The sequence below is a fragment of the Streptomyces caelestis genome, from assembly GCF_014205255.1.
GTDB classification, from domain to species: domain Bacteria; phylum Actinomycetota; class Actinomycetes; order Streptomycetales; family Streptomycetaceae; genus Streptomyces; species Streptomyces caelestis.
Map to the genome: position 1 here is coordinate 3,543,170 of NZ_JACHNE010000001.1, position 20,762 is coordinate 3,563,931.

The window sequence follows — 20,762 nt, forward strand, 5'->3', positions numbered from 1 at the left end:
AGTGCTGACGGCGTGTCACCTTTGGGTCGGTGTGAACTCCACCGGGAGGGTGCGCAGCCCGCGCATGATGAGACCGCCGCGCCAGCGCAGCTCGGCCGGATCCGCGGCGAGCCGCAGGTCCGGGAGGCGGGTGAGGAGCGTGGCGAGCGCGGTCTGGCCCTCCAGGCGGGCGAGCGGGGCGCCGAGGCAGTAGTGGATGCCGTGGCCGTAACCGAGGTGCTGGTTGTCGCGGCGGGCGAGGTCGAGCACGTCCGGATCTGCGAACCGCTCCGGATCCCGGTCCGCGGCGGCCAGGACGACGAGGACCGGGTCACCGGCCGCGATGTGCTGTCCGCCGATGGTGAGCGGCTGTGTGGCGAACCGCCAGGTGGCGAGTTCGACGGGGCCGTCGTAGCGCAGGAGCTCCTCGACGCCGGTCTCCAGGAGGCCGGTCTCCCCGGCGGCGAGGGACGCCTGGAGCCGCGCGCGCTGCTCGGGGTGGGTGAGCAGGGCGTAGGTGCCGTTGCCGATCAGGTTCACGGTCGTTTCGAAGCCGGCGAACAACAGGATGAAGGCCATGGCCGCGGCCTCGTTCTCGGTGAGGTGCTCACCGTGGTCGGAGGCGCGGATGAGACCGGAGATGAGGTCCTCGCCGGGGGCGGGCTCGGTGGGGAGCGCCTCCCGCTTGCGGTGGATGAGGTCGGCGAGGTAGCCGCGCATCTTCTTCACGGACCGCGCCACGCCGCCCCGGGGCCCGCCCTGGTGCCGGATCATCATCCCCGCCCAGTCGCGGAAGTCGTCCTGGTCCTCGCGGGGGACGCCGAGCAGGTCGCAGATGGCGTAGATGGGGAGCGGGAACGCGAACTCGTGGATGAGGTCGGCGGACCCCTTCTCCGCGAACCCGTCGATGAGCCCGTCCGTGAGCTCCTGCACCCGCGGCGCGAACTCGGCGACCCGGCGCGGCGTGAACGCCTTGGACACGAGCCGCCGCAGCCGGGTGTGGTCCGGCGGGTCGATGTTGAGCAGATGCGTCATCAGCTCGGCCTTGCGCTCGCCGGGGATCCCGGTCTTGCCCTTGGCGTGCGCGGGTTCGTCGTGATGCGCCGGGTTCTTGGAGAGCCGGTGGTCGGCGAGCGCCTGCTTGGCATCGGCGTACCGCGTGACCAGCCAGGCCTCCACGCCGCTGGGCAGCTCGGTGCGGTGCACGGGGGCGTGCTCGCGGAGCCAGGCGTAGGCCGGGTAGGGGTCGGTGGCGAACTTCCACGAAAACAGTTCGGGCCCGCCGGGCACGTCACATCGCATGCCACGACCCTACGCAGCGCCCGGGGCAGCGCCGGCCGCCGCTGTCAGAGGTCATCGCTCCTCTCACCGCGTCGAGATCGAGGAGGACCGGGTGCTCGAAGGCGTGTTGATCGCGGAGAGCCTGAGGGTCGGGGCCGAGCCGGCCGGTGTCCCGCTGTGCGTCACGAAGATCGCCAGGGTGGAGGTGGAGGGCGCGGCGGCCGGGCAGCCGCAGCAGTGGACGCTCCTGGACTTCACCGGGGAGGAGGCCGATGCGGAGCGTCTGGCCGGACGGCTGGCCGCGTGCCTGGCTCCGACCGGGGGCTGGTACGTCAACTACCACACCGCCGCCGAGGTGTTCGTGGTCTTCCCCGGTGAGGTCTTCCGCTGTCCGCGCGGCCAGGATCCACACGGGCGGGCGGAGGGCCGTCGGCGGGCACAGGACCACGCCCGTTCCCTCGGGATCCCCGAAGGGCAGCTGGACTGGCCGGACTGACCCGCCGGGCACCGCGCCACGGCCGCTGACCTCAGCCCTCGACCTCCCTGATCGCGTCCCGGTACGCGCGGGCCGCTGCTCTCAGGGCCGCTTCCGGGTCGACGCCCTGTGACTCCGCGCGGACGGCCAGGGCCAGCAGGTCGTAACCGATGCCCTCGACGGGAGGGAGCGGTATGTCCAGGTGCGCGGCGCGGGCGCGGGAGGCGAGCTTGGCGGCGAGGGCCAGGCCGGGCTGGCCGAGGGGGACGCCCTCGGTGATCGAGGTGCGCTGCTTCTCGACCGCCTTGGTGCGCAGCCAGTGCGCCTTGACCTCCTCGGGCGTGGTGGCCGTCTCGTCGCCGAAGACATGCGGGTGGCGGTGGATCAGCTTGGCGACGATGCCGGCGGCGACGTCGTCGATGGAGAAGGGAGCGTCCCCGTCCTCCTCGGCGATCCGGGCGTGGAAGACGACCTGGAGGAGGACGTCACCGAGCTCCTCGCGCAGTTCGTCGCGGTCGCCCTCCTCGATCGCCTCGACGAGTTCGTACGCCTCCTCGATGCCGTACTTGGCCAGGCCCTTGTGGGTCTGCTGGGACGACCACGGGCACTCGGCGCGGATGCGGTCCATGACCTGGACGAGATCGAGCAGGCGGGCGCCCGGCAGGTCGTAGGAGGCGGGGAGCAGCTCCAGCTCGGGCATGGCGACGCGGCCGGTGCCGGCGAGGCGGGCCAGGCCGTCCGTCAGGGCCGGCTCGCCCTCGCCTGTCGCCACGACGACCACCGTGCGGCCGCCGGCGCAGGCGTCGACCAGCTCCTGGGCCGTCGGGGACGCCTCGGCGACCGCTATCCCCGCCTCGCGCAGATACGGCAGCTGCGGATGCGCGCCGTCCGCGCACAGCACCTGGTCGGCCGCGTGCAGTGCCTGCCAGGCGGGCCAGGACAGCAGGCCGGGGGCGACGCGGTGGCTGGTGGTGAGCAGGACGACGCGGCCGGGGGCCGGGGTGGCGGCCGTGCCGGGGGCGGCCTGCTCGGGACCAGGAGTGGCTTCGGGGCTGTTGGCGTTCACGATTCGAAGCTATCCCACGCCGCCGACAGCCCCCGAAGTTGTCCACAGGCCCCGTGGCCTGGTGCCCTCACCTGCTCTGCCGCTACATGCTCTGCTGCGCCTGGGCCGCCGACACGTCCCGCACCCACGGCGTCTTCGCGTCGGCGCGGCTGCTCTTCTGGACGTCCCAGGTGCCGTAGCGCGGATTGAGGTCGACGTTCAGGTCCTTGGAGGCCTCGGACAGGGCCTTCCAGAACTCGGGACGGTTGGTGTCGGTGCCGAGCTTCTCGGCGAGCTTCTGGGCCTCCAGCTGGAGGCGGAGATTCTCTTCGAGGCGCTGCGGCGGGACGCCGTACTGCTGGAGCCAGGTCGTCTCCAGCTGCTTGGCGCCGCCGGCCTGCTCTTCCAGGCCGGACCGCATCTCCTGGATCTCCCTGCGGGTGACGGTCACACCGGCGTCCGCGGCGGCGCGGTGCAGGACCCGGTCGAGGATCATGGTGTGCAGGGTGTCGCGGGTGAGCGTGCCGGTCCCGGCGATGGCCTGCTGGTACTGGGCGTCGTTCTGCACGGCGGCCCGCTGGGCCGCGCGTACCTCGCCGACCCGCTCCTCCAGCTGGGAGAGGGTGATCCGCTGGCCGCCCACCACGGCTGCCGCGCCGGGATGCGCGTCGTTGCCGCAGGCGGTGAGAAGGGGAGCCGCGGCGGCGATGGCGGCGGTGAGGAGGAGCGCGGTGCGACGGCGGCGGTGCAAGGAGACCTCCCGAGGAGATTGCAATGACAGGTGCGGCGCGCAGCGCCTCCGCCAGGGGTGGTGGTCGGGCGACGGGCGGGCGCACAAGGTCTTGCGGTGATGATGGTAGGCAGTGGCCAAGCTCTGGCCAACCCATTCGACCAACGATCCGCCAGGACTTCCGGCACCGCCGCGCGGACCGGGCCGGGAGGCGAGCCTCGTACGGGGAGTCGGCGCGGTTCTCCTCCCGGGGTCTCCCGGGTCTCCGGTGATCCGCTGTCCCCCGCCCCCAGGGGGCCGCCGAGCTGTTCCGGGACCCGCGGCGACGGCTGCGCTGTGCGGCAGGCCCGCCCACGGGTCACAGGGGATGCCGCATCCACACGTTGGGCTCGACGTACACCGCGTACCCGCGCTCCGGCTCGCAGCGCACCGGTACCAGGGCTCCGGGCACCTCGATGTCGCCCCGGGCGTCGAAGGGCAGCCCTGTCCAGCGGCGCCAGTCGGCCAGCGAGGCGGCCACCGTCATGGACGCCGGTGCCACGGAGTCGATGGTGGCACCGGCCCGGGCGTGGACCCGCAGCCACGGGTCCTGGGGCAGGCCGTCGGGGCGCACGCGGTGGGCGTACTCCTCGATGGGTGTGTGCGGTTCCAGGTGCTTGGCGTTGGGGCGGACCGGGGCGACGACCTCCCTGAAGCCGCGCGCCCGGGCGTTGTCACGCATGGCCGAGAGCATCACAGCGGACAGGCCGCGGCCCTGGGCGTGCGGGGCGATGGAGACCGAGATCGCGCTGACGGTGTCGGGGCGGACCCCGCGACGCAGGTCGGAGAAGGCCCACACGAGGACCGTGTCCCAGCCGTTCGCGGGCAGTCGGCCACGGCCCTCGGCGTTCAGGGCGAACGGCACGCTGTAGGCGTTCGCGACGATCTCGCCCTGCTCGTCCTCGGCGAACAGGACGTACTCCGGGAGTTCGGTGGCGATCCGCGGGAAGTGTGCGGCCCCCACGAGGTCCTGGATGGTGAACTCCGGCCAGCTGTCCGCCATTCCGACGACCCGCTCCAGCATGTCGGGACGGTCGGCGAGGCTCGATATCTTCCACTGCATGCGGTCACGGTAGGCGCGAGGGCGCGCCATCGGGAACCGAATTACCCCGCGGGACGACCGAGGCGGTCGCGCTGCCGTTTCAGCCGCCGCACTGCTCCCGCATCATCCGCTTGTCCGCCGCCGTGACGGGAAGCTCGTACTTCAGCGACACCTGCGCGAAGCGCACCGCATAGGCGCAGCGGATCCGCTTGCTCGGCGGCAGCCAGGACGCCGGACCGGAGTCGCCCTTCGAGCTGTTGGTCCGCCCGTCCACCGGGACGAGGTTGAGCGGGTCGTTCGCGATGGCCTCCCGCTTGTCCTCCGTCCAGCGCGAGGCGCCCATCTGCCAGTCGTAGGACAGCGGCATGACGTGGTCTATCTGGACCTCGGTCGCGCGGGACTTGGTCCACTCGATGACCTTCCCGGTGTACGGGTCGTGCAGCGTCAGTGCCATGACGACGCAGTCCGAGCCCGACCGGAAGCGAAGGTCCTCCCCGTCGCGCTTCAGGAGGTCGTTGCGCGTGTCGCAGCCGTTGCGGGCGAAGGGGACGTCGGCCGGTGCCGAGTCCATCCAGGCGTAGCCGAACTCGTCCCGGTCGTAGCCGGTCCTGGGGCCGCGTCCCTTCGTCCCGACCTTCTCGATCAGGGCACGGGCCCTCGCCTTGTCCTCGGCGGACGTGATCGCCGCCAGGCCCGGCTTCGTGCCGTCCGGGTTGTCCAGCGGGTTCACGGCTCGTCCGTCGCCGGCCGCCGGGACGCCGGAACCCGAGGGCCCGCCGCCGTCCGCGGGCGGGGCCAGGCCTTCGCAGCCGGCCAGTGCCGAACCGGCGAACATCATCGCGACAGCCACTGCCGCCCCGCCCCTCAGACGCCTCATCGTGCGCCCCTCCCCTGCTCGCCTGTTCCGCCGCCGCACGGGCGGTTGCGGTCTTGTGCCTGCCCCACACGGTAGCGGGGAAGAGGTCCAGACCACATCCGACCTGAACGGGCATTCCTCGCATGCCACGCGTATCGTCGGTTCTGTGTCAACCCCGGAAGGAGCTCTTCATGGGCATCTTCGACAAGCTCAAGAGCCAGGCGCGGAACAAGGGCAAGCAAGGCTCCGACTCCGCGGAACGGAAGATGAACGAGAGGACCGGCGGCAAGCACGAGGACCAGATCGATGCCGGGCAGCAGCGGGTCGAGGGACAGCTCGGCATGGACCGCGACCGCGAACGGCCCGACCAGAGTTAAGGCCTCCGCCCTCAGAGGCCGTCCGCGGAGACACTGCTCCTGCGGGCGGCTTCGCTCGGTCTCGCACCTTCGCTGACACCTTCGCTTGACCATGACACTGACGTCAGGGTCCGACGATCACCGCATGGCATCTCCCTCCCCGTATCCGAAGACCCCGCGAACCGTGCTCGTCACCGGCGCCGGTACCGGCATCGGCCGTGCCACCGCCCACGCGTTCGCCGACGCGGGCGCACAGGTCGTGGCGGTGGGCCGCCGCGAGGCGCCCCTCGCCGAGACCGCCGCTCACGACCCGGCCCGCATCAGCCCGCTCGTCGCCGACATCACGGCCGACGACGGTCCCGAGCGCATCGTCCGTACGGCACTCGACCGGCACGGCCGGATCGACGTGCTCGTGAACAACGCGGGCGTCGTCAACACCCAGTCCCTGCGCACCTACACGCGTGCCGCCGTCGAGCCACAGCTCGCGACCAACCTCCTCGCTCCCGTCCTGCTCGCGCAGGCCGCGCTCCCGGCTCTGGAGGACAGCCGCGGCGTGATCGTGAACGTGACGACGTCCGTCGGGCAGCGTGCCTGGCCGGGCGACTCCCTGTACGCGGCCGGGAAGGCGGCACTGGAGGTGCTCACGCGCAGCTGGGCGGTCGAGCTCGCCCCGCTGGGGATCCGGGTCGCCGCCGTGGCGCCGGGCGCGATCGACACACCGATCGGCGAGCACGCGGGCCACACCCCCGAGCAACAGGCCGCGATCCGCGCGTGGCAGCTCGCGCACACGCCGCTCGGCCGCCTCGGACGCCCCGAGGAGGTGGCGTGGGCGATCACGCAACTGGCCGCGCCGCAGGCGTCGTTCGTCACCGGCGTGGTCCTTCCGGTGGACGGCGGCGCGGTCGTCGCATGAGACTGGCGCGCATGGCGGAACCACGGATGCGGATCGGCGAACTCGCCGAGGCGACCGGCACGACACCGCGCGCCCTGCGCCACTACGAGCAAGCGGGTCTCATCACCTCCGAGCGCGCCGCGAACGGCTATCGCGTGTACGACGCCGGTGCGGCCGTCCGCGTCCGCAACGTCCGCCGTCTGCTGGGCGTGGGCCTGACGCTCGACGACGTACGGGTGTTCCTGCCGTGCCTGGACGGCGACGTCACGGCCGGGCCCGCCTCCGAGGAGGCGCTCCGGGTCGCCGCCGGCCGTCTCGCGGTGCTGGACGCGCGCATCGCCGCGCAGGTCGCGGTCCGCGACCGGCTGGCGGCGGCGCTGCGTCAGGCCACCGGGGCGCAGGTACGACCGGTGGCCTGACGGGGTCTCGGCGGGCCCGGGCCGTCAGGAGCCCAGCACCGACGTCAGGAACTCCCCGACCCACGCCAGCAGATCCCGCCCGACCAGCGGCTTCCCGCCGACCTTCGCGGTCTTCGGGCGCGGCACCAGCACCTGGTGCGCGGCCGGCTTGATGACGACCCCGGGGTACAGCCGCTTGACCCGCAGCTCCTGCGACTCGCGCAACTCCACGGGCGCGAAACGGATGTTGGTGCCCTGGAGCACGATCTCGCCGACGCCGCACGCCCGCGCGAGCATCCGCAGACCGGCCACGAGCAGCAGGTTCTCCACGGGTTCGGGCAGCTTGCCGTACCGGTCGACCAGTTCCTCGCGTACGGCCTTGATGTCCTCCTCCGTGTTGGCGGAGGCGATGGCGCGGTACGCCTGGAGCCTGAGCCGCTCGCCCGGCGCGTAGTCGTGCGGGACGTGCGCGTCGACGGGCAGCTCGATCTTGACCTCGAGCGGCGGCTCCTCCTCGATCTCGCCGGTCTCCAGCTGGCGGCGGTAGTCGGCGACGGCCTCGCCGACCATCCGTACGTACAGGTCGAAGCCGACGCCCGCGATGTGGCCGGACTGCTCGCCGCCGAGCAGGTTGCCCGCGCCGCGGATCTCCAGGTCCTTCATCGCCACGTACATGCCGGCGCCCATCTCCGTGTGCTGGGCGATGGTCGCGAGCCGCTCGTGCGCGGTCTCGGTCAGCGGCTTCTCCGGCGGGTAGAGGAAGTAGGCGTACCCGCGCTCGCGGCCACGGCCGACCCGGCCGCGCAGCTGGTGCAGCTGGGACAGGCCGAAGGTGTCGCCGCGCTCCACGATGAGGGTGTTGGCGTTGGAGATGTCGATGCCGGACTCCACGATGGTCGTGGACACCAGCACGTCGAACTTCTTCTCCCAGAAGTCGACCACGACCTGTTCCAGCGCCTGCTCGGACATCTGGCCGTGGGCGGTGGCGATGCGCGCCTCGGGGACGATCTCGCGCAGCCGGGCGGCGGCCCGGTCGATCGACTCGACGCGGTTGTGGATGTAGAAGACCTGGCCCTCGCGCAGCAGCTCGCGGCGGATGGCGGCGCCGATCTGCCTCTCCTCGTAGGGGCCGACGAAGGTCAGCACCGGGTGGCGCTCCTCCGGCGGGGTGGTGATCGTCGACATCTCGCGGATGCCCGTGACCGCCATCTCCAGCGTCCTGGGGATCGGGGTCGCGGACATGGTCAGCACGTCGACGTTCGCGCGGAGCTTCTTCAGCTGCTCCTTGTGCTCGACGCCGAAGCGCTGCTCCTCGTCGACGATGACCAGGCCCAGGTCCTTGAACTTCGTCTCGGACGAGAACAGGCGGTGGGTGCCGATGACGATGTCCACCGAGCCCTCGCGCAGGCCTTCCAGAACCGCCTTGGCCTCGGTGTCGGTCTGGAAGCGGGACAGCGCCTTCACGCTGACGGGGAACTGGGCGTACCGCTCGCTGAACGTCCCGAAGTGCTGCTGCACCAGCAGTGTGGTCGGCACCAGGACGGCCACCTGCTTGCCGTCCTGGACGGCCTTGAAGGCCGCCCGGACCGCGATCTCGGTCTTGCCGTAGCCGACGTCGCCGCAGATCAGCCGGTCCATGGGGACCGACTTCTCCATGTCTTCCTTCACCTCGGCGATGGTGGTGAGCTGGTCGGGCGTCTCCGCGTAGGGGAAGGCGTCCTCCAGCTCGCGCTGCCAGGGGGTGTCCGACCCGAAGGCGTGCCCGGGGGCCGCCATGCGGGCGCTGTAGAGCTTGATCAGGTCGGCGGCGATCTCCTTGACGGCCTTCTTCGCGCGGGCCTTGGTCTTCGTCCAGTCGGCGCCGCCGAGGCGGTGCAGGGTGGGGGCCTCACCGCCGACGTACTTGGTGATCTGCTCCAGCTGGTCGGTGGGGATGTAGAGGCGGTCACCGGGCTGGCCGCGCTTGGCGGGCGCGTACTCCACGACCAGGTACTCGCGGGTCGCGCCCTGCACGGTGCGCTGCACCATCTCGATGTAGCGGCCGACGCCGTGCTGCTCGTGGACGATGTAGTCGCCCGGCTCCAGGGTGAGCGGGTCGATGGTCTTGCGGCGGCGGGCCGGCATCCGGGCGCCGTCGCGGCCCGCCGCCCTCTGGCCCGTCAGGTCCGTCTCGGTCAGTACGGCGAGTCTGAGGGCCGGGTCGACGAAGCCGTGCTCGATCGAGCCGCACGCCACGTGCACGACCGACGGGGAGATCTCGGCCACGTCCGCGTCCATGCGGGCGGCGATACCCTCGCCGCCCAGCACCTCGACCGTACGGGCCGCCGGGCCGTGTGCCTCGGTGACGAACACCGCGCGCCAGCCGTCGGCGAGCCAGCCCTTGGTGTCGGCGAGGGCCTTGGCGGTGTCGCCGCGGTAGGTCTCCGGGGCGTGCATGCCGAGCTTGAGCGTGTCCGCGTCCAGCTCTTCGTCCGCGGCGAAGGGCGAGACCGACCACCACATCATGCCCAGCTCGCGGGCCCGGTCCCGGACGTCGGCGAGGGACCACAGGGAGGCCGCGCCGACGTCGATGGGCGCCTCGCCGCCGCCGGCGGTGGCCGCCCAGGAGGCCTGGAGGAACTCCTGCGACGTGGCCACCAGGTCCGACGCGCGCGTGCGGACCCGCTCCGGGTCGCACACGACGGCCATGGCGCCCTTGGGCAGCACGTCGAGCAGCAGCTCCATGTCGTCGACCAGGACCGGCGCGAGGGACTCCATGCCCTCCACCGCGATGCCCTCGGCGATCTTGCCGAGCAGTTCGCCGAGCTCGGGGTGCTCCTCGGCCAGGGCACGCGCCCGCGCGCGGACGTCCTCGGTGAGCAGCAGTTCGCGGCACGGCGGCGCCCACAGGCCGTGCTCGGCGACTTCGAGGGAGCGCTGGTCGGCGACCTTGAAGTAGCGGATCTCCTCGACGTCGTCGCCCCAGAACTCGATGCGCAGGGGGTGTTCCTCGGTGGGCGGGAACACGTCGAGGATGCCGCCGCGGACGGCGAACTCGCCGCGCTTCTCCACGAGCTCCACGCGCGCGTACGCGGCGGCCGCGAGGGCCTCGACGATCTCGCCGAGGTCGGCGGTCTGTCCCGTCCTCAGGGAGACCGGCTCCAGGTCTCCGAGGCCCTTGACCTGCGGCTGGAGCACGGACCGTACGGGTGCGACGACGACGGAGACGGGGCCGGTCTCGGGGTCGTCGGGGCGGGGGTGGGCCAGGCGGCGCAGCACGGCCAGGCGGCGGCCGACGGTGTCGCTGCGGGGGCTGAGCCGCTCGTGCGGGAGCGTCTCCCACGACGGGTACTCCACGACCCCCTCGGACGGGAGGAGGGAGCGCAGGGCGGCGGCCAGGTCCTCCGCCTCGCGGCCCGTCGCCGTCACCGCCAGCACCGGGCGACCGGTGTCGCGGGCCAGGGCGGCGACCGCGAAGGGGCGGGCCGCGGGGGGTCCGACCAGGTCGACGTGCATGCGGTTGCCGTCTGCGGCCGCGCTGATCGCTTCCGCGAGGGCGGCGTCCTTACGTACGGCGTCGAGCAGACCGTGCAGGCTCATTCGGGGCTTTTTCCGTCCAGGGGTGGGCAACACGACGGGCCCGTCACGCGCCGCGGGCCGGGGGTCTCCAGCGTACGACGACGCGGGCCCGGGCGGCGGGGCTGTGGACAACGCCCGTTCTCCGCGAGGTCCGCCCGGCCGCCTGCCCCCATGCGGCCGGGCCGGAACGGAACCAGTCGCCCAATCTTCACAACTTCACCCCCACCCGTCGTTTTCGCCACGGCATGATCGGTCCGGTCCCCGAACCGGCGGTACCCCCCACCCGTAAGGTCCGGCATGTCTGCCCCCACCCTCCAGGTCCCAGAGGCCCACATACCGGTGCCGGTCGCCCCTCTCCGCGGCGTCCGGCACCCGGATCGCGCGCGGTGGGACCCGTGGGTCCTCGCCGCCGTCCTCTGCGCCGCCTACGCGGCCGTCTCCGTCGGCCGTTACCGGCACATGGCGACCCTCTCCTGGGACCTGGGCATCTTCGAGCAGGTCGTGCGGGCGTACGCGCATCTGCGGGCGCCGGTGTCCGACCTCAAGGGGCCGGGGTTCGACATCCTGGGTGACCACTTCAGCCCGGTGACGGCCCTGCTCGCGCCGGCGTACCGGCTGTTCCCCTCACCGGTCACGCTGCTCGTCGCCCAGGCCGCGCTGTTCGCCCTGTCCGCCGTACCGGTCACCCGCGCCGCAGCCCGGCTCCTGGGCCGCCGGCGCGGTCTCGCGCTCGGCGTCGCCTACGGACTGTCCTGGGGCGTGCAGCGCGCCGTCGACTTCGACTTCCACGAGATCTGTTTCGCCGTGCCGCTGATCGCCTTCTCCCTGGAGGCCCTGCTCGCGGACCGCCGGGGCGCGGCCCTGTGCTGGGCACTTCCCCTGGTGCTGGTGAAGGAGGACCTGGGGCTGACGCTGGCCGCGATCGCGCTCGTCGTCGCCTGGCGGGCGCGCGGCTCGTCGTCCCGGGTGGTTCCGTACGCGCTCGGTGTCGCCGTGTTCGGCGTGGCGGCGACGCTGCTCGTCCTCACGGTGGTCATCCCGTCGTTCAACACTTCCGGGAGCTACGACTACTGGGGCAAGGTCAGCGAGTCGGGCAGCCCCGTCGACGGCCTCGACACCAAGGTCCGCACCCTCGCCTGGCTGCTGATCCCCACCACCGGGCTGCTCGCCCTGCGTTCCCCGCTGCTGCTGGTGGCCCTGCCGACGCTCGGCTGGCGCATGCTGTCCGGAGACGAGCACTACTGGGGCACCGACTGGCACTACAGCGCGGTGCTGATGCCGGTCGTCTTCCTCGCCCTCGCCGACGCCCTCACGACCGCGCGCCGCAGCTCGCGCCCGTGGCTGAGCTCGTACGCCGCCCAGTTGCCGGCCGCGGTCGCCGCCGCGGCCCTGGCGCTGACCACCTCGCTGCCGCTGGCGCAGCTCACGGAGGCCGGGATCTACCGCGAGCCCGCCGCGGTGTCCGGCGTCGAACGGCTCCTGGCGCGGATCCCCGACGGCGCCACCGTCGAGGCCAACATCGGCCCGATCAGCCGCCTCACCTCGCGCTGCCGGGTCTTCTGGCTCGGCAACACGCAGGGCGTCACCCCGCAGTACATCGCCCTGGAGAACGTCGACGGCACGTACCGCGACCCCGTGGGCTATGCCGGGGACCTGCACCCCGGCGCCGAGTACGCCGTCGCGGGCAAGGCCAACGGGTACGTGGTCCTGGAGCGGCTCACGCAGAGCTGATACCGGGTGCTCAAGAGCCTGCCGAGCAACCGGGCCCGCTCCGGAGGCGGAAACCTCCGGGGCGGGCCCGTCCTCCGCAACCCCCGTGTGCGGTGGTCCCTGGCCGGCTACTCGGTGGCGATCGCGTTCAGGACGTTCATCCGGCCCGCCCGGAACGCGGGGATGAGTGCCGCGAACAGACCCACGAACGCCGAGGCGATGAAGACGCCGATGATCGTCGGCCAGGGGATCTCCAGGACCTCCAGGCCCTCCAGGGCGAGGAGCTGCTGTGCGGTGGCGCCCCAGCCCATGCCCAGCCCGAGGCCCAGGAGGGCGCCGAAGAGGGCGATGACGACCGACTCCATGCGGATCATGCGGCGCAGCTGGCGGCGGGAGAGGCCGATCGCCCGCATCAGGCCGATCTCCCGGGTGCGCTCCACCACCGACAGGGCCAGGGTGTTCACCACGCCCAGGATGGCGACGACGATCGCCAGGGCCAGCAGGCCGTAGATCATGTTCAGCAGCTGGCCGATCTGCTCCTTCAGGGCCTCCTTGTAGTCGGTCTGGTCGCGCACGATGTACTGCGGGTAGTCGTGCAGCGCCGACTTCAGGGACGTGTAGGCGGCGTCCTGCTGTCCGTCCTTCGCCGTGGCGAAGAGCAGCGAGTCCAGCGGCATCTTGTCGGCCGGGACGTACTTGGCCATCGTGGCGATGGACGTGTACATCGCGCCCGCGTCGATCACGACGTCACTGCTGGTGATCGCCCGGACCGTCAGGTCGGCCGTGGCGCCGTCCTTGAAGGCGACCTTGATCCTGGATCCGAGGCTGATGCCGTGGTCCTTGGCGAACTTCTCGTGCACCGACATCGAGTCGGCCTTGTAGGCGTCGGGCAGCTTGCCGGCGACCGTCTCGGTGCGCAGATCGGTCGCGTACGACGGGTCGGCCGCCGTGATCGCCGTCTTCTTGAGCGTCTTGCCGTCGGGGGTGGTGAAGTCGGCCTGGGTCCACTTGTACTCGGTGACCCGCTCCACGGCCGGCGCCGACTTCGCGGCCTTGACCGCCTGCGGGGTGATCAGCTGGCCGCTGTCGGACTGGATGATGAAGTCCGTGCCGACGGTCTTGTCGAGCTGGTCGGTGGCGGACGCCACCATGGAGGAACCGACCACGGACAGGCACGCCACCAGCGCGAGGCCGATCATCAGCGCGGCGCCCGTGGCGCCGGTGCGGCGCGGGTTGCGCAGGGCGTTGCGCTCGGCCATGCGGCCGACGGGGCCGAACATGCGCAGCAGGACGGCGCCGAGGACGCGGACCACACCGCCGGCGAGCAGCGGGCCGATGACGACGAAGCCGATCAGCGACAGCACCACGCCGAGGCCGAGCCACAGCGAGCCCTCCTGGGCCTTGTCGGCCTCCGTCGCCAGGTAGAGGCCGAAGACGCCGGCGCCGGTGAGGACCGTGCCGATGACGCCGCGGATCCAGCCGGCCCTGGCGTCGGCGGGGGCTCCCGCGTCGCGCAGTGCGGCCATCGGGGAGATCTTGCCGGCGCGCCGTGCGGGCAGGTAGGCGGCCAGGACGGTGACGACCACGCCGAGGACGAGGCCGACCACCGGGGTCGTCCAGGCCACCGTCAAGTCGTCGGTGGACAGCTCCATGCCCATCTGGCCCATGAGCTTCATCAGGCCGACCGCGAGACCGACGCCCCCGGCCACGCCGAGCACCGAGCCGACGACGCCGAGCAGCAGCGCCTCGGCCAGCACGGAGCGGTTGACCTGCTTGCGGGAGGAGCCGATCGCCCGCATCAGGCCGATCTCCCGGGTGCGCTGGGCGACCAGCATGGAGAAGGTGTTGATGATCAGGAAGATGCCGACGAGGAAGGCGATCCCGGCGAAGCCGAGCATCGCGTACTTCATGACGTTCATGAAGCCCGCGACGTCCTTCTGGTTGGCGTCGGCGGTCTCCTTCGCGGTCTTCACCTGGAAGTCGCCGCCGAGTGCGGCCGCGACGTTCTTCTTCAGCTGCGCGTCGCTGACGCCGGAGGCCGCGGTGACGTTGACGTTGGTGTAGACGCCACTCTCGCCGACCAGGGTCTGCTGGGCGGTCTTCGTGTCGAGGTAGAAGATCGCGGCGCCGGGGTTGGTGACCGTGAAGTCGGCGATGCCGGAGATCTTCGTCTTGTGGGTGCCGACCGCGGTGATCACGCCGATCTCGTCACCGAGCTTCAGGTCGTGCTTGTCGGCGGTGTCGGCGTCGACCATGATCTGGCCGGAGCTCTCGGGCGCCGCACCGGAGGTGATCTTCATGGTGCGGGCTTCGTTGCTGTTCCAGCTGCCGACGATGGTCGGGCCGCCGCTGGAGGGCGACAGGTTGTCCTTGTCGGCGTCGACGACGGTCACCGACGTCGAGAACACCGCGCCCTGGGCGGACTTGACCCCGTCGGCCTTGCGGACCTCGCCCAGCACGGAGGCCGGCATGACCGGCGGCTTGCCGTTGTCGGCGGTCGTCTCACCGCTGTCGGAGGCGCCCTTGGCGCTCACCGTCACGTCCGAGGAGGTGGCCGCGAAGAGCTTGTCGAACGTCGTGGACATGGTGTCCGTGAAGACGAGCGTCCCGCAGACGAAGCCCACCGACAGCAGGACGGCGATCGCCGACAGCGCCATGCGTCCCTTGTGCGCGACGAAGTTGCGCAGGGAGGTCTTCATGACGGTCATGACGTGCGCCCCCGGGCGTCGAAGTCCTTCATGCGGTCCAGGACGGCCTCCGCGGTCGGCTTGAACATCTCGTCGACGATGCGGCCGTCGGCGAGGTACAGCACACGGTCCGCGTAGCTGGCGGCGACCGGGTCGTGGGTGACCATCACGATGGTCTGGCCCAGTTCGTCCACGGACCGGCGCAGGAAGCCGAGGACCTCGGCGCCGGCGCGCGAGTCGAGGTTTCCGGTCGGCTCGTCCCCGAAGATGATCTCGGGCTGGGCGGCGAGCGCCCGCGCCACGGCGACGCGCTGCTGCTGGCCGCCGGACAGCTGGGTGGGCCGGTGCTTGAGACGGTCGGCGAGCCCGACGGTCTCCACGACGCGCGTCAGCCACTGCTTGTCCGGCTTGCGGCCCGCGATGTCCATGGGCAGCGTGATGTTCTCCATGGCGTTGAGCGTCGGCAGCAGGTTGAAGGCCTGGAAGATGAACCCGATCCGGTCCCGGCGCAGCTGTGTGAGCTTCTTGTCCTTCAGGCCGGTGATCTCGGTCTCGTCGAGGTAGATCTGCCCGCCGGTGACGGTGTCGAGCCCGGCGAGGCAGTGCATGAGCGTGGACTTGCCGGACCCCGAGGGGCCCATGATCGCGGTGAACTGGCCGCGTGCGATGTCCACGTCCACGTGGTCGAGGGCGACGACGCGGGTCTCACCGGTCCCGTACGCCTTCACGACCTGCCGCGCCCGCGCGGCAACGGCCGTACGCCCTCCAGTACCCCCGTGCCTGGGAATGGTCACAGCCGAAGTCACGGTATGTCTCCTATATCGGTCAGCAGATGGTGAAGGCGGTCGCCTGGTCGACAGCCGCGATATGCGTTGCCGGACCACTGGGTCCGTCCGACGCGTCTCAGTCTCGCGGCGGGGAGGGGCCCCGCGCCCTGGTGCTCAGCGCAGTCTTTTCCTGTGGGAAACCCCACCCCCGCCGTGTGAGAACCGCCCCCCGGCGGCATAAAGCCAGGTTAAGGAGCGCCCCCCGCGCGTCTCGTCCTCCGCCGGTACGAACCCTCCCCAGGTCGTAGTACGGAGGTACCCCTAGGGGCAGTCCACCGAAGGGTGGAGACCGTCTCAGGGTTCGCTCCACCCGTCGGCCCGTTCAGGCTCCACCCTCCCGCTGCGTCAGGGTCAAGTGGGAAGCTGTTCGGCGGCAGGTAGGTGCAAGGGGCAGGCAATGCGACGGCATCCGTGGCGCGGGCGTGGCCAGGGCGAGGGGGAGGAAACCCGGGGTGGGCAGCACCAGTTCCGCGGCACGTGAGTCCGCGCGTCCCGCCACGACGGACCGGCGGGGTGCCGTCGTCGCCGCCCTGATGCTCTCGATGGCGCTGGCGGCGCTCGACGCCACCATCGTCTCGACCGCCGTCCCGCAGATCGTCGGGGACCTCGGCGGCTTCTCCGTCTTCTCCTGGCTGTTCTCCGGCTACCTGCTGGCCGTGACCGTCACCCTGCCCGTCTACGGCAAGCTCTCCGACACCTTCGGCCGCAAACCGGTCCTCGTCGCGGGCTCGGTGGTCTTCCTCGTCGGCTCCCTGCTGTGCGCGCTGGCCTGGAACATGGGGGCGCTCATCGCGTTCCGCGTCGTGCAGGGCCTGGGCGGCGGCGCGCTCCAGGGCACCGTGCAGACGCTCGCCGCCGACCTCTACCCGCTGAAGGACCGTCCCAGGATCCAGTCGAAGCTGTCCACGGTGTGGGCGGTCTCGGCGGTCGCCGGACCGGGTCTCGGCGGCATGCTCGCCGCCTACGCGGACTGGCGCTGGATCTTCCTGGTCAACCTGCCGATCGGCGCGGTCGCGTTGTGGCTGATCGTCCGTCACCTCCACGAGCCCGGGCGGGAGAAGAGAACGCACGCGCGCGTGGACTGGGCCGGCGCGCTCGCGGTGTTCGCCTGCGGCGGCGTGCTGCTCACGGCCCTGGTGCAGGGCGGGGTGGCGTGGCCGTGGCTGTCGGCGCCCTCCTTCGCCCTGTTCGGGACGGGACTCGCCCTGGTCGCGGTCGTGGTGCTGGTGGAGCGCCGGGCGGCGGAGCCGATCATCCCGGGCTGGGTGTGGCGGCGCCGTACGATCGCCGCGGTCAATCTGGCCCTGGGCGCGCTGGGCCTGCTGATGGTGGCACCGACGGTGTTCCTGCCCACCTACGCCCAGTCGGTGCTGGGCCTGGCGCCCGTGGCCGCCGGATTCGTGCTGTCCGTATGGACGTTGAGCTGGCCGGTGTCGGCGGCGCTGAGCCAGCACGTGTACCGCAGGATCGGTTTCCGCAACACGGCGATGCTGGGCATCGGCGCTGCCGCGCTGATCCTGTTCGCGTTCCCGTTCCTGCCGTACCCCGGGCAGGCCTGGCAGCCGACCCTGCTGATGCTGCTGCTCGGGGCCGCGCTGGGCCTGTTCCAGTTGCCGCTGATCGTCGGGGTGCAGTCGACGGTGGGGTGGGCGGAGCGCGGTACGACGACCGCGTCCGTGCTGTTCTGCCGCCAGAGCGGCCAGACCGTCGGCGCGGCGGTCTTCGGCGCGGTCGCCAACGGGGTGCTGGCCGCCCGGCTCGGCGGCGCGAGCGACCTCGACTCGGTGACCCGGGCCCTCGGCTCGGGTACCGCGCCGGAGGCGACCCGGCGGGCGATCGCCGACGCCGTGCACGCGGTCTACTTCGGCGCGTCCTGCGCGGCGGCACTGGCGTTCCTGGTGCTGCTCTTCCTCGCGCCCCGGAAATTCCCGGTGCTGGGCGACTGACCTTGCGTATCCTCCCGCCCATGCTGACCTTGGAACCGCTCCGGGCCGAACACGCGGACGCCGTGCTGGACTTCGAGCGGGAGAACCGGGCGTACTTCGCCCGCTCGGTGCCGGACCGCGGGGACGCCTACTTCACGGCAGCGGGGTTCGCCGAACGCCACCGGGCGCTCCTCGCGGAACAGCACGCGCGCGTGTGCCGCTTCCACGTCGTCCTGGACGAGGAGGGAAAGCTGATCGGCCGGGTGAACCTGGTCGACGTGACGGACGGCTGCGCCGAACTGGGCTACCGGGTGGGCGAACAGGCCGCGGGCCGGGGCGTGGCGACGGCGGCCGTCGCGCAGGTGTGCCATCTGGCCGCCACCGAGTACGGGCTGACCTCCCTCACCGCGGTCACGACTCTGGACAACCCGGCCTCCATGACGGTCCTGACCCGCAGCGGCTTCACACACGTCGAGGACACCACGGTGGCCGGCCGCCCCGGAGTCCGCTACCTACGCCGCCTCTGACCACTCGACGCCCGGGGACCGGGTTAATCCGGGTAACACCCGAGGTCAGCGTAGTAAGCGCATACCGACCGATCAGTTTGTCCAAACACTCGCGCCTGCCGGTACCGCGAAGTAACGTGCGTGGCTCCCCCCCACCTCCCTGCGGTCCGCCGCACCGGATCCGACCCGCGCAAGGAGCACCGGGATGTCCTACGACCCGCCGCCACCGTCCTATCCGTACCGGCCACCGGATTCCTCACCCTCCTACGACACCTATCCCTGGCTGCCGCAGCAGCCGCCCGAGCCACCCGAACCGGCCGGGCGGCGCCCTCAGCGCCACGCCGCGCTCGGGCACCACAGCGACCTGCGGGTGCTGCGCAGCGCCTACCGCTGGCAGCGGCGCGTGGCCACGCTCACGGCGCTCGGCTACTTCGTCCTGTTCCTGATCCTGTCGGCGTTCGCACCGTCGTTCATGACGAGCACCGTCACCGAAGGCCTGCCCACCGGCCTGTTGCTCGCGCTCGTCCAGGTCCCCGTGACCTGGCTGGCGATCGCCCTGTACGAGCGGACGGCCCGCCGCCGCGTCGACCCCCTCGCGGACCGGATACGCAAGCAGGCCGAACTGGACGCCAGGCGGGAGGGAACGCGGTGACCACCGAGTTCAGCGGCAACGCCCAGTCGATGTCCCTGGTCGGCTTCACCGCCGTCGCCACCATCACGCTGCTGCTGTGCGTGATGACCGGCCCGGACCGGGACGACCTCGACGAGTTCTACACCGGCTACGGCTCCCTGTCCCCCCTGCGCAACGGCCTGGCGATCGCCGGCGACTACATCTCCGCCGCGACCGTCCTCGGCACCGGTGGCGTGATCGCCCTGTTCGGCTACGACGGGACCGTACTGGCCCTCAGTACCGCGCTGTCCCTGATGCTGCTGATGTTCCTGCTGGCCGAACCGCTGCGCAACGCGGGCCGCTTCACCATGGGCGACGCGCTGACCCGCCGTATGCCGGGACGCGGTGTGCGTATCGCGGCCTGCGCGGTGACCCTGGCGGCGCTGCTGCCGCTGATGGTGGTGCAGTTGGCGGGGACCGGGCAGCTGATGGCGTTCGTCCTCGGCTTCTCCGGCGAGTCGTTGCAGACGGGTTGCATCATCGGCGTGGGCGCACTGATGATCAGTTACGCGGCGATCGGCGGGATGAAGGGCACCGCCCTCATCCAGATCCTGAAGATCGTGATGCTGCTCGGCTCCGGCGTGGTGGTCGCGGTGCTGATCCTGCACCGGTTCGACTGGGATCCGGGGGCCCTGTTCAACGCCGCCGCCGCGAACAGCGGTGCGGGCTCGGCATTCCTCTCGTCCGGGCTCCAGTTCGCGGGCGGCCCCAGCCCCGACCTGGACATGATCACCGCGCAGCTGACGGTGGTCCTCGGCGGTGGCGTACTGCCGCACGTCACCATGCGCATGTACACCGCTTCCAGTGCCCGGCAGGTACGGCGTTCGATGTCCTGGGCGGTGTCGGGCGTGGCGCTGTTCGTGCTCGTCATCACGGTCATCGGGTTCGGCGCGACGGCACTGGTCGGGCGGGCGGTGATCGCACAGGTGGACCCGCAGGGCAACACGGCCTACCTGCTGGGCTCCCGGGCGGCGTTCGGCCCGGACGTGTCGACGGCGGAGACGTTCCTGTTCACGACCGTCACCACGGCGGTCTTCCTCACGCTGCTCGCCTCGGTCGCCGGGATGATCCTCGCCTGCGCCAACTCCCTCGCGCACGACGTGTTCGCGGCCCGGGTGCGGGAGATGTCACCGCGCCGCGAGATGACGGTGGCCCGGGTATCGGCGCTGGCCGTGGGTGCCCCGGCGATCCTCCTGGCCACGCTCGTCCAGCATCGCAGCCTGCAACCCCTGGTGACGCTGTCCTTCTGCCTGGGCGCCTCGGCCATCGCGCCCGCGCTGGTCTACAGCCTCTTCTGGCGCCGCTACACCCGAACGGGCCTGCTCAGCACCCTCATCGGCGGCTCCCTGGCCGTCCTGCTGCTGATGCCGGGCACCAACCTGGTCTCCGGCTCGCCCGTCTCCGCCTTCCCCGACGCCGACTTCAACTGGTTCCCCTTCACCACCACGGGTCTGCTCTCCATCCCCCTGGGCTTCGCCTGCGGCTGGCTGGGCACGATGGCCTCCGGCCACCGCAAGTCGGAGGAACAACGCCACCAGTACGAGGCGGTGGAGGGCTGGATCCTGGCGGGCGCGGTGCGCAGGGATCCCTGACGCGGAGGCCTCGACGGCGGGCGGCCCGCCGTGCCGTGCCGCCGACGGCGGGGGCGGGGGTGGGGGCGGGGGCGGGGCGCTGAGGGCAGGCGCAGCGACACGAAGGGGCGAGCGGCAAGCGGCGAGCGGCGAGCGGCGAGCGGCGAGCGGCGAGCGGCGAGCGGCGAGCGGCGAGCGGCGAGCGGCGAGCGGCG

General features: G+C 71.8%; 17 protein-coding genes. 9 read left to right on the plus strand and 8 right to left on the minus strand.

Going from position 1 to position 20,762, the window contains the following annotated elements:
• Positions 1-15 precede the first annotated feature (15 nt).
• The gene (locus tag HDA41_RS15960) at positions 16-1,281 is read right to left on the minus strand and encodes a cytochrome P450 family protein (protein WP_184984531.1); all 1,266 of its coding nucleotides are present in this window, start codon (positions 1,279-1,281) and stop codon (positions 16-18) included.
• A gap of 91 nt (positions 1,282-1,372) precedes the next feature.
• Between HDA41_RS15960 and HDA41_RS15965 the strand changes: the two genes are divergently transcribed.
• The gene (locus tag HDA41_RS15965; RefSeq protein WP_184984534.1) at positions 1,373-1,756 is read left to right on the plus strand and encodes a hypothetical protein; all 384 of its coding nucleotides are present in this window, start codon (positions 1,373-1,375) and stop codon (positions 1,754-1,756) included.
• A 31-nt stretch (positions 1,757-1,787) separates the two neighbouring features.
• On the opposite strand, the gene HDA41_RS15970 is transcribed toward HDA41_RS15965, so the two are convergent.
• From HDA41_RS15970 to HDA41_RS15985, 4 genes are all read right to left on the minus strand, one after another.
• Positions 1,788-2,801, minus strand: coding sequence for a nucleoside triphosphate pyrophosphohydrolase (locus tag HDA41_RS15970; RefSeq protein WP_184984536.1), 1,014 nt, complete (start codon positions 2,799-2,801; stop codon positions 1,788-1,790).
• Positions 2,802-2,883: 82 nt separating this feature from the next.
• Positions 2,884-3,531: a SurA N-terminal domain-containing protein gene (locus HDA41_RS15975; RefSeq protein WP_184984538.1), complete on the minus strand. Its 648-nt coding sequence runs from the start codon at positions 3,529-3,531 to the stop codon at positions 2,884-2,886.
• 337 nt (positions 3,532-3,868) lie between these two features.
• Complete coding sequence (locus HDA41_RS15980) at positions 3,869-4,612, minus strand: GNAT family N-acetyltransferase (RefSeq protein WP_184984540.1); 744 nt, start codon at positions 4,610-4,612, stop codon at positions 3,869-3,871.
• Between the two features lie 79 nt (positions 4,613-4,691).
• Positions 4,692-5,468 carry an HNH endonuclease family protein gene (locus tag HDA41_RS15985; RefSeq protein WP_184984542.1) on the minus strand — a complete coding sequence of 259 codons (777 nt, stop codon included), beginning with the start codon at positions 5,466-5,468 and terminating at the stop codon, positions 4,692-4,694.
• A gap of 170 nt (positions 5,469-5,638) precedes the next feature.
• Here HDA41_RS15985 and HDA41_RS15990 point away from each other — a divergent pair, with 170 nt between their 5' ends.
• The 3 genes from HDA41_RS15990 to HDA41_RS16000 all read left to right on the plus strand — a co-directional run bounded on the left by HDA41_RS15990 (position 5,639) and on the right by HDA41_RS16000 (position 7,114).
• Positions 5,639-5,824, plus strand: coding sequence for an antitoxin (locus HDA41_RS15990; protein ID WP_184984544.1), 186 nt, complete (start codon positions 5,639-5,641; stop codon positions 5,822-5,824).
• Between the two features lie 124 nt (positions 5,825-5,948).
• Positions 5,949-6,716: an SDR family NAD(P)-dependent oxidoreductase gene (locus tag HDA41_RS15995; protein WP_184984545.1), complete on the plus strand. Its 768-nt coding sequence runs from the start codon at positions 5,949-5,951 to the stop codon at positions 6,714-6,716.
• Between the two features lie 26 nt (positions 6,717-6,742).
• A complete protein-coding gene (locus HDA41_RS16000) occupies positions 6,743-7,114 on the plus strand; it encodes a MerR family transcriptional regulator (protein WP_184993434.1) in 372 nt (123 codons plus the stop codon).
• A 24-nt stretch (positions 7,115-7,138) separates the two neighbouring features.
• Here HDA41_RS16000 and mfd read toward each other — a convergent pair whose 3' ends face one another.
• Positions 7,139-10,672: a transcription-repair coupling factor gene (gene mfd / locus HDA41_RS16005; protein WP_184984547.1), complete on the minus strand. Its 3,534-nt coding sequence runs from the start codon at positions 10,670-10,672 to the stop codon at positions 7,139-7,141.
• A gap of 276 nt (positions 10,673-10,948) precedes the next feature.
• Between mfd and HDA41_RS16010 the strand changes: the two genes are divergently transcribed.
• A complete protein-coding gene (locus HDA41_RS16010; RefSeq protein WP_230299721.1) occupies positions 10,949-12,382 on the plus strand; it encodes a DUF2079 domain-containing protein in 1,434 nt (477 codons plus the stop codon).
• 107 nt (positions 12,383-12,489) lie between these two features.
• Here the strand turns inward: HDA41_RS16010 and HDA41_RS16015 are convergent, their stop codons facing one another.
• The gene (locus HDA41_RS16015) at positions 12,490-15,069 is read right to left on the minus strand and encodes an ABC transporter permease (RefSeq protein ID WP_184984549.1); all 2,580 of its coding nucleotides are present in this window, start codon (positions 15,067-15,069) and stop codon (positions 12,490-12,492) included.
• Entirely contained in the window at positions 15,066-15,854 is a 789-nt protein-coding gene (locus tag HDA41_RS16020; protein ID WP_184984550.1) for an ABC transporter ATP-binding protein, read from the minus strand. The genes HDA41_RS16015 and HDA41_RS16020 overlap by 4 nt, the downstream gene beginning before the upstream one ends.
• A 473-nt stretch (positions 15,855-16,327) precedes the next feature.
• Here HDA41_RS16020 and HDA41_RS16025 point away from each other — a divergent pair, with 473 nt between their 5' ends.
• From HDA41_RS16025 to HDA41_RS16040, 4 genes are all read left to right on the plus strand, one after another.
• Positions 16,328-17,821 (plus strand): MFS transporter, encoded by a 1,494-nt coding sequence (locus tag HDA41_RS16025; protein WP_184984552.1) that lies wholly within the window; start codon positions 16,328-16,330, stop codon positions 17,819-17,821.
• Positions 17,822-17,841: 20 nt separating this feature from the next.
• Positions 17,842-18,327 (plus strand): GNAT family N-acetyltransferase, encoded by a 486-nt coding sequence (locus HDA41_RS16030; RefSeq protein ID WP_184984554.1) that lies wholly within the window; start codon positions 17,842-17,844, stop codon positions 18,325-18,327.
• Positions 18,328-18,511: 184 nt separating this feature from the next.
• On the plus strand, positions 18,512-18,958 hold the full coding sequence (locus HDA41_RS16035; RefSeq protein ID WP_184984556.1) for a DUF485 domain-containing protein: 447 nt from the start codon (positions 18,512-18,514) through the stop codon (positions 18,956-18,958).
• Complete coding sequence (locus tag HDA41_RS16040) at positions 18,955-20,568, plus strand: sodium/solute symporter (protein ID WP_184984558.1); 1,614 nt, start codon at positions 18,955-18,957, stop codon at positions 20,566-20,568. The genes HDA41_RS16035 and HDA41_RS16040 overlap by 4 nt, the downstream gene beginning before the upstream one ends.
• Positions 20,569-20,762: the final 194 nt, after the last annotated feature.

Excerpts from the sequence above, each read along its gene's own strand:
- HDA41_RS16035 (WP_184984556.1), top strand. The coding sequence starts at position 18,512 with ATGTCCTACGACCCGCCGCCACCGTCCTATCCGTACCGGCCACCGGAT.
- HDA41_RS16015 (WP_184984549.1), bottom strand. The coding sequence starts at position 15,069 with ATGACCGTCATGAAGACCTCCCTGCGCAACTTCGTCGCGCACAAGGGA.
- HDA41_RS16000 (WP_184993434.1), top strand. The coding sequence starts at position 6,743 with ATGCGGATCGGCGAACTCGCCGAGGCGACCGGCACGACACCGCGCGCC.
- HDA41_RS15980 (WP_184984540.1), bottom strand. The coding sequence starts at position 4,612 with ATGCAGTGGAAGATATCGAGCCTCGCCGACCGTCCCGACATGCTGGAG.
- HDA41_RS15995 (WP_184984545.1), top strand. The coding sequence starts at position 5,949 with ATGGCATCTCCCTCCCCGTATCCGAAGACCCCGCGAACCGTGCTCGTC.
- HDA41_RS15960 (WP_184984531.1), bottom strand. The coding sequence starts at position 1,281 with ATGCGATGTGACGTGCCCGGCGGGCCCGAACTGTTTTCGTGGAAGTTC.
- HDA41_RS16010 (WP_230299721.1), top strand. The coding sequence starts at position 10,949 with ATGTCTGCCCCCACCCTCCAGGTCCCAGAGGCCCACATACCGGTGCCG.
- HDA41_RS16030 (WP_184984554.1), top strand. The coding sequence starts at position 17,842 with ATGCTGACCTTGGAACCGCTCCGGGCCGAACACGCGGACGCCGTGCTG.
- HDA41_RS15985 (WP_184984542.1), bottom strand. The coding sequence starts at position 5,468 with ATGAGGCGTCTGAGGGGCGGGGCGGCAGTGGCTGTCGCGATGATGTTC.
- mfd (WP_184984547.1), bottom strand. The coding sequence starts at position 10,672 with ATGAGCCTGCACGGTCTGCTCGACGCCGTACGTAAGGACGCCGCCCTC.
- HDA41_RS15990 (WP_184984544.1), top strand. The coding sequence starts at position 5,639 with ATGGGCATCTTCGACAAGCTCAAGAGCCAGGCGCGGAACAAGGGCAAG.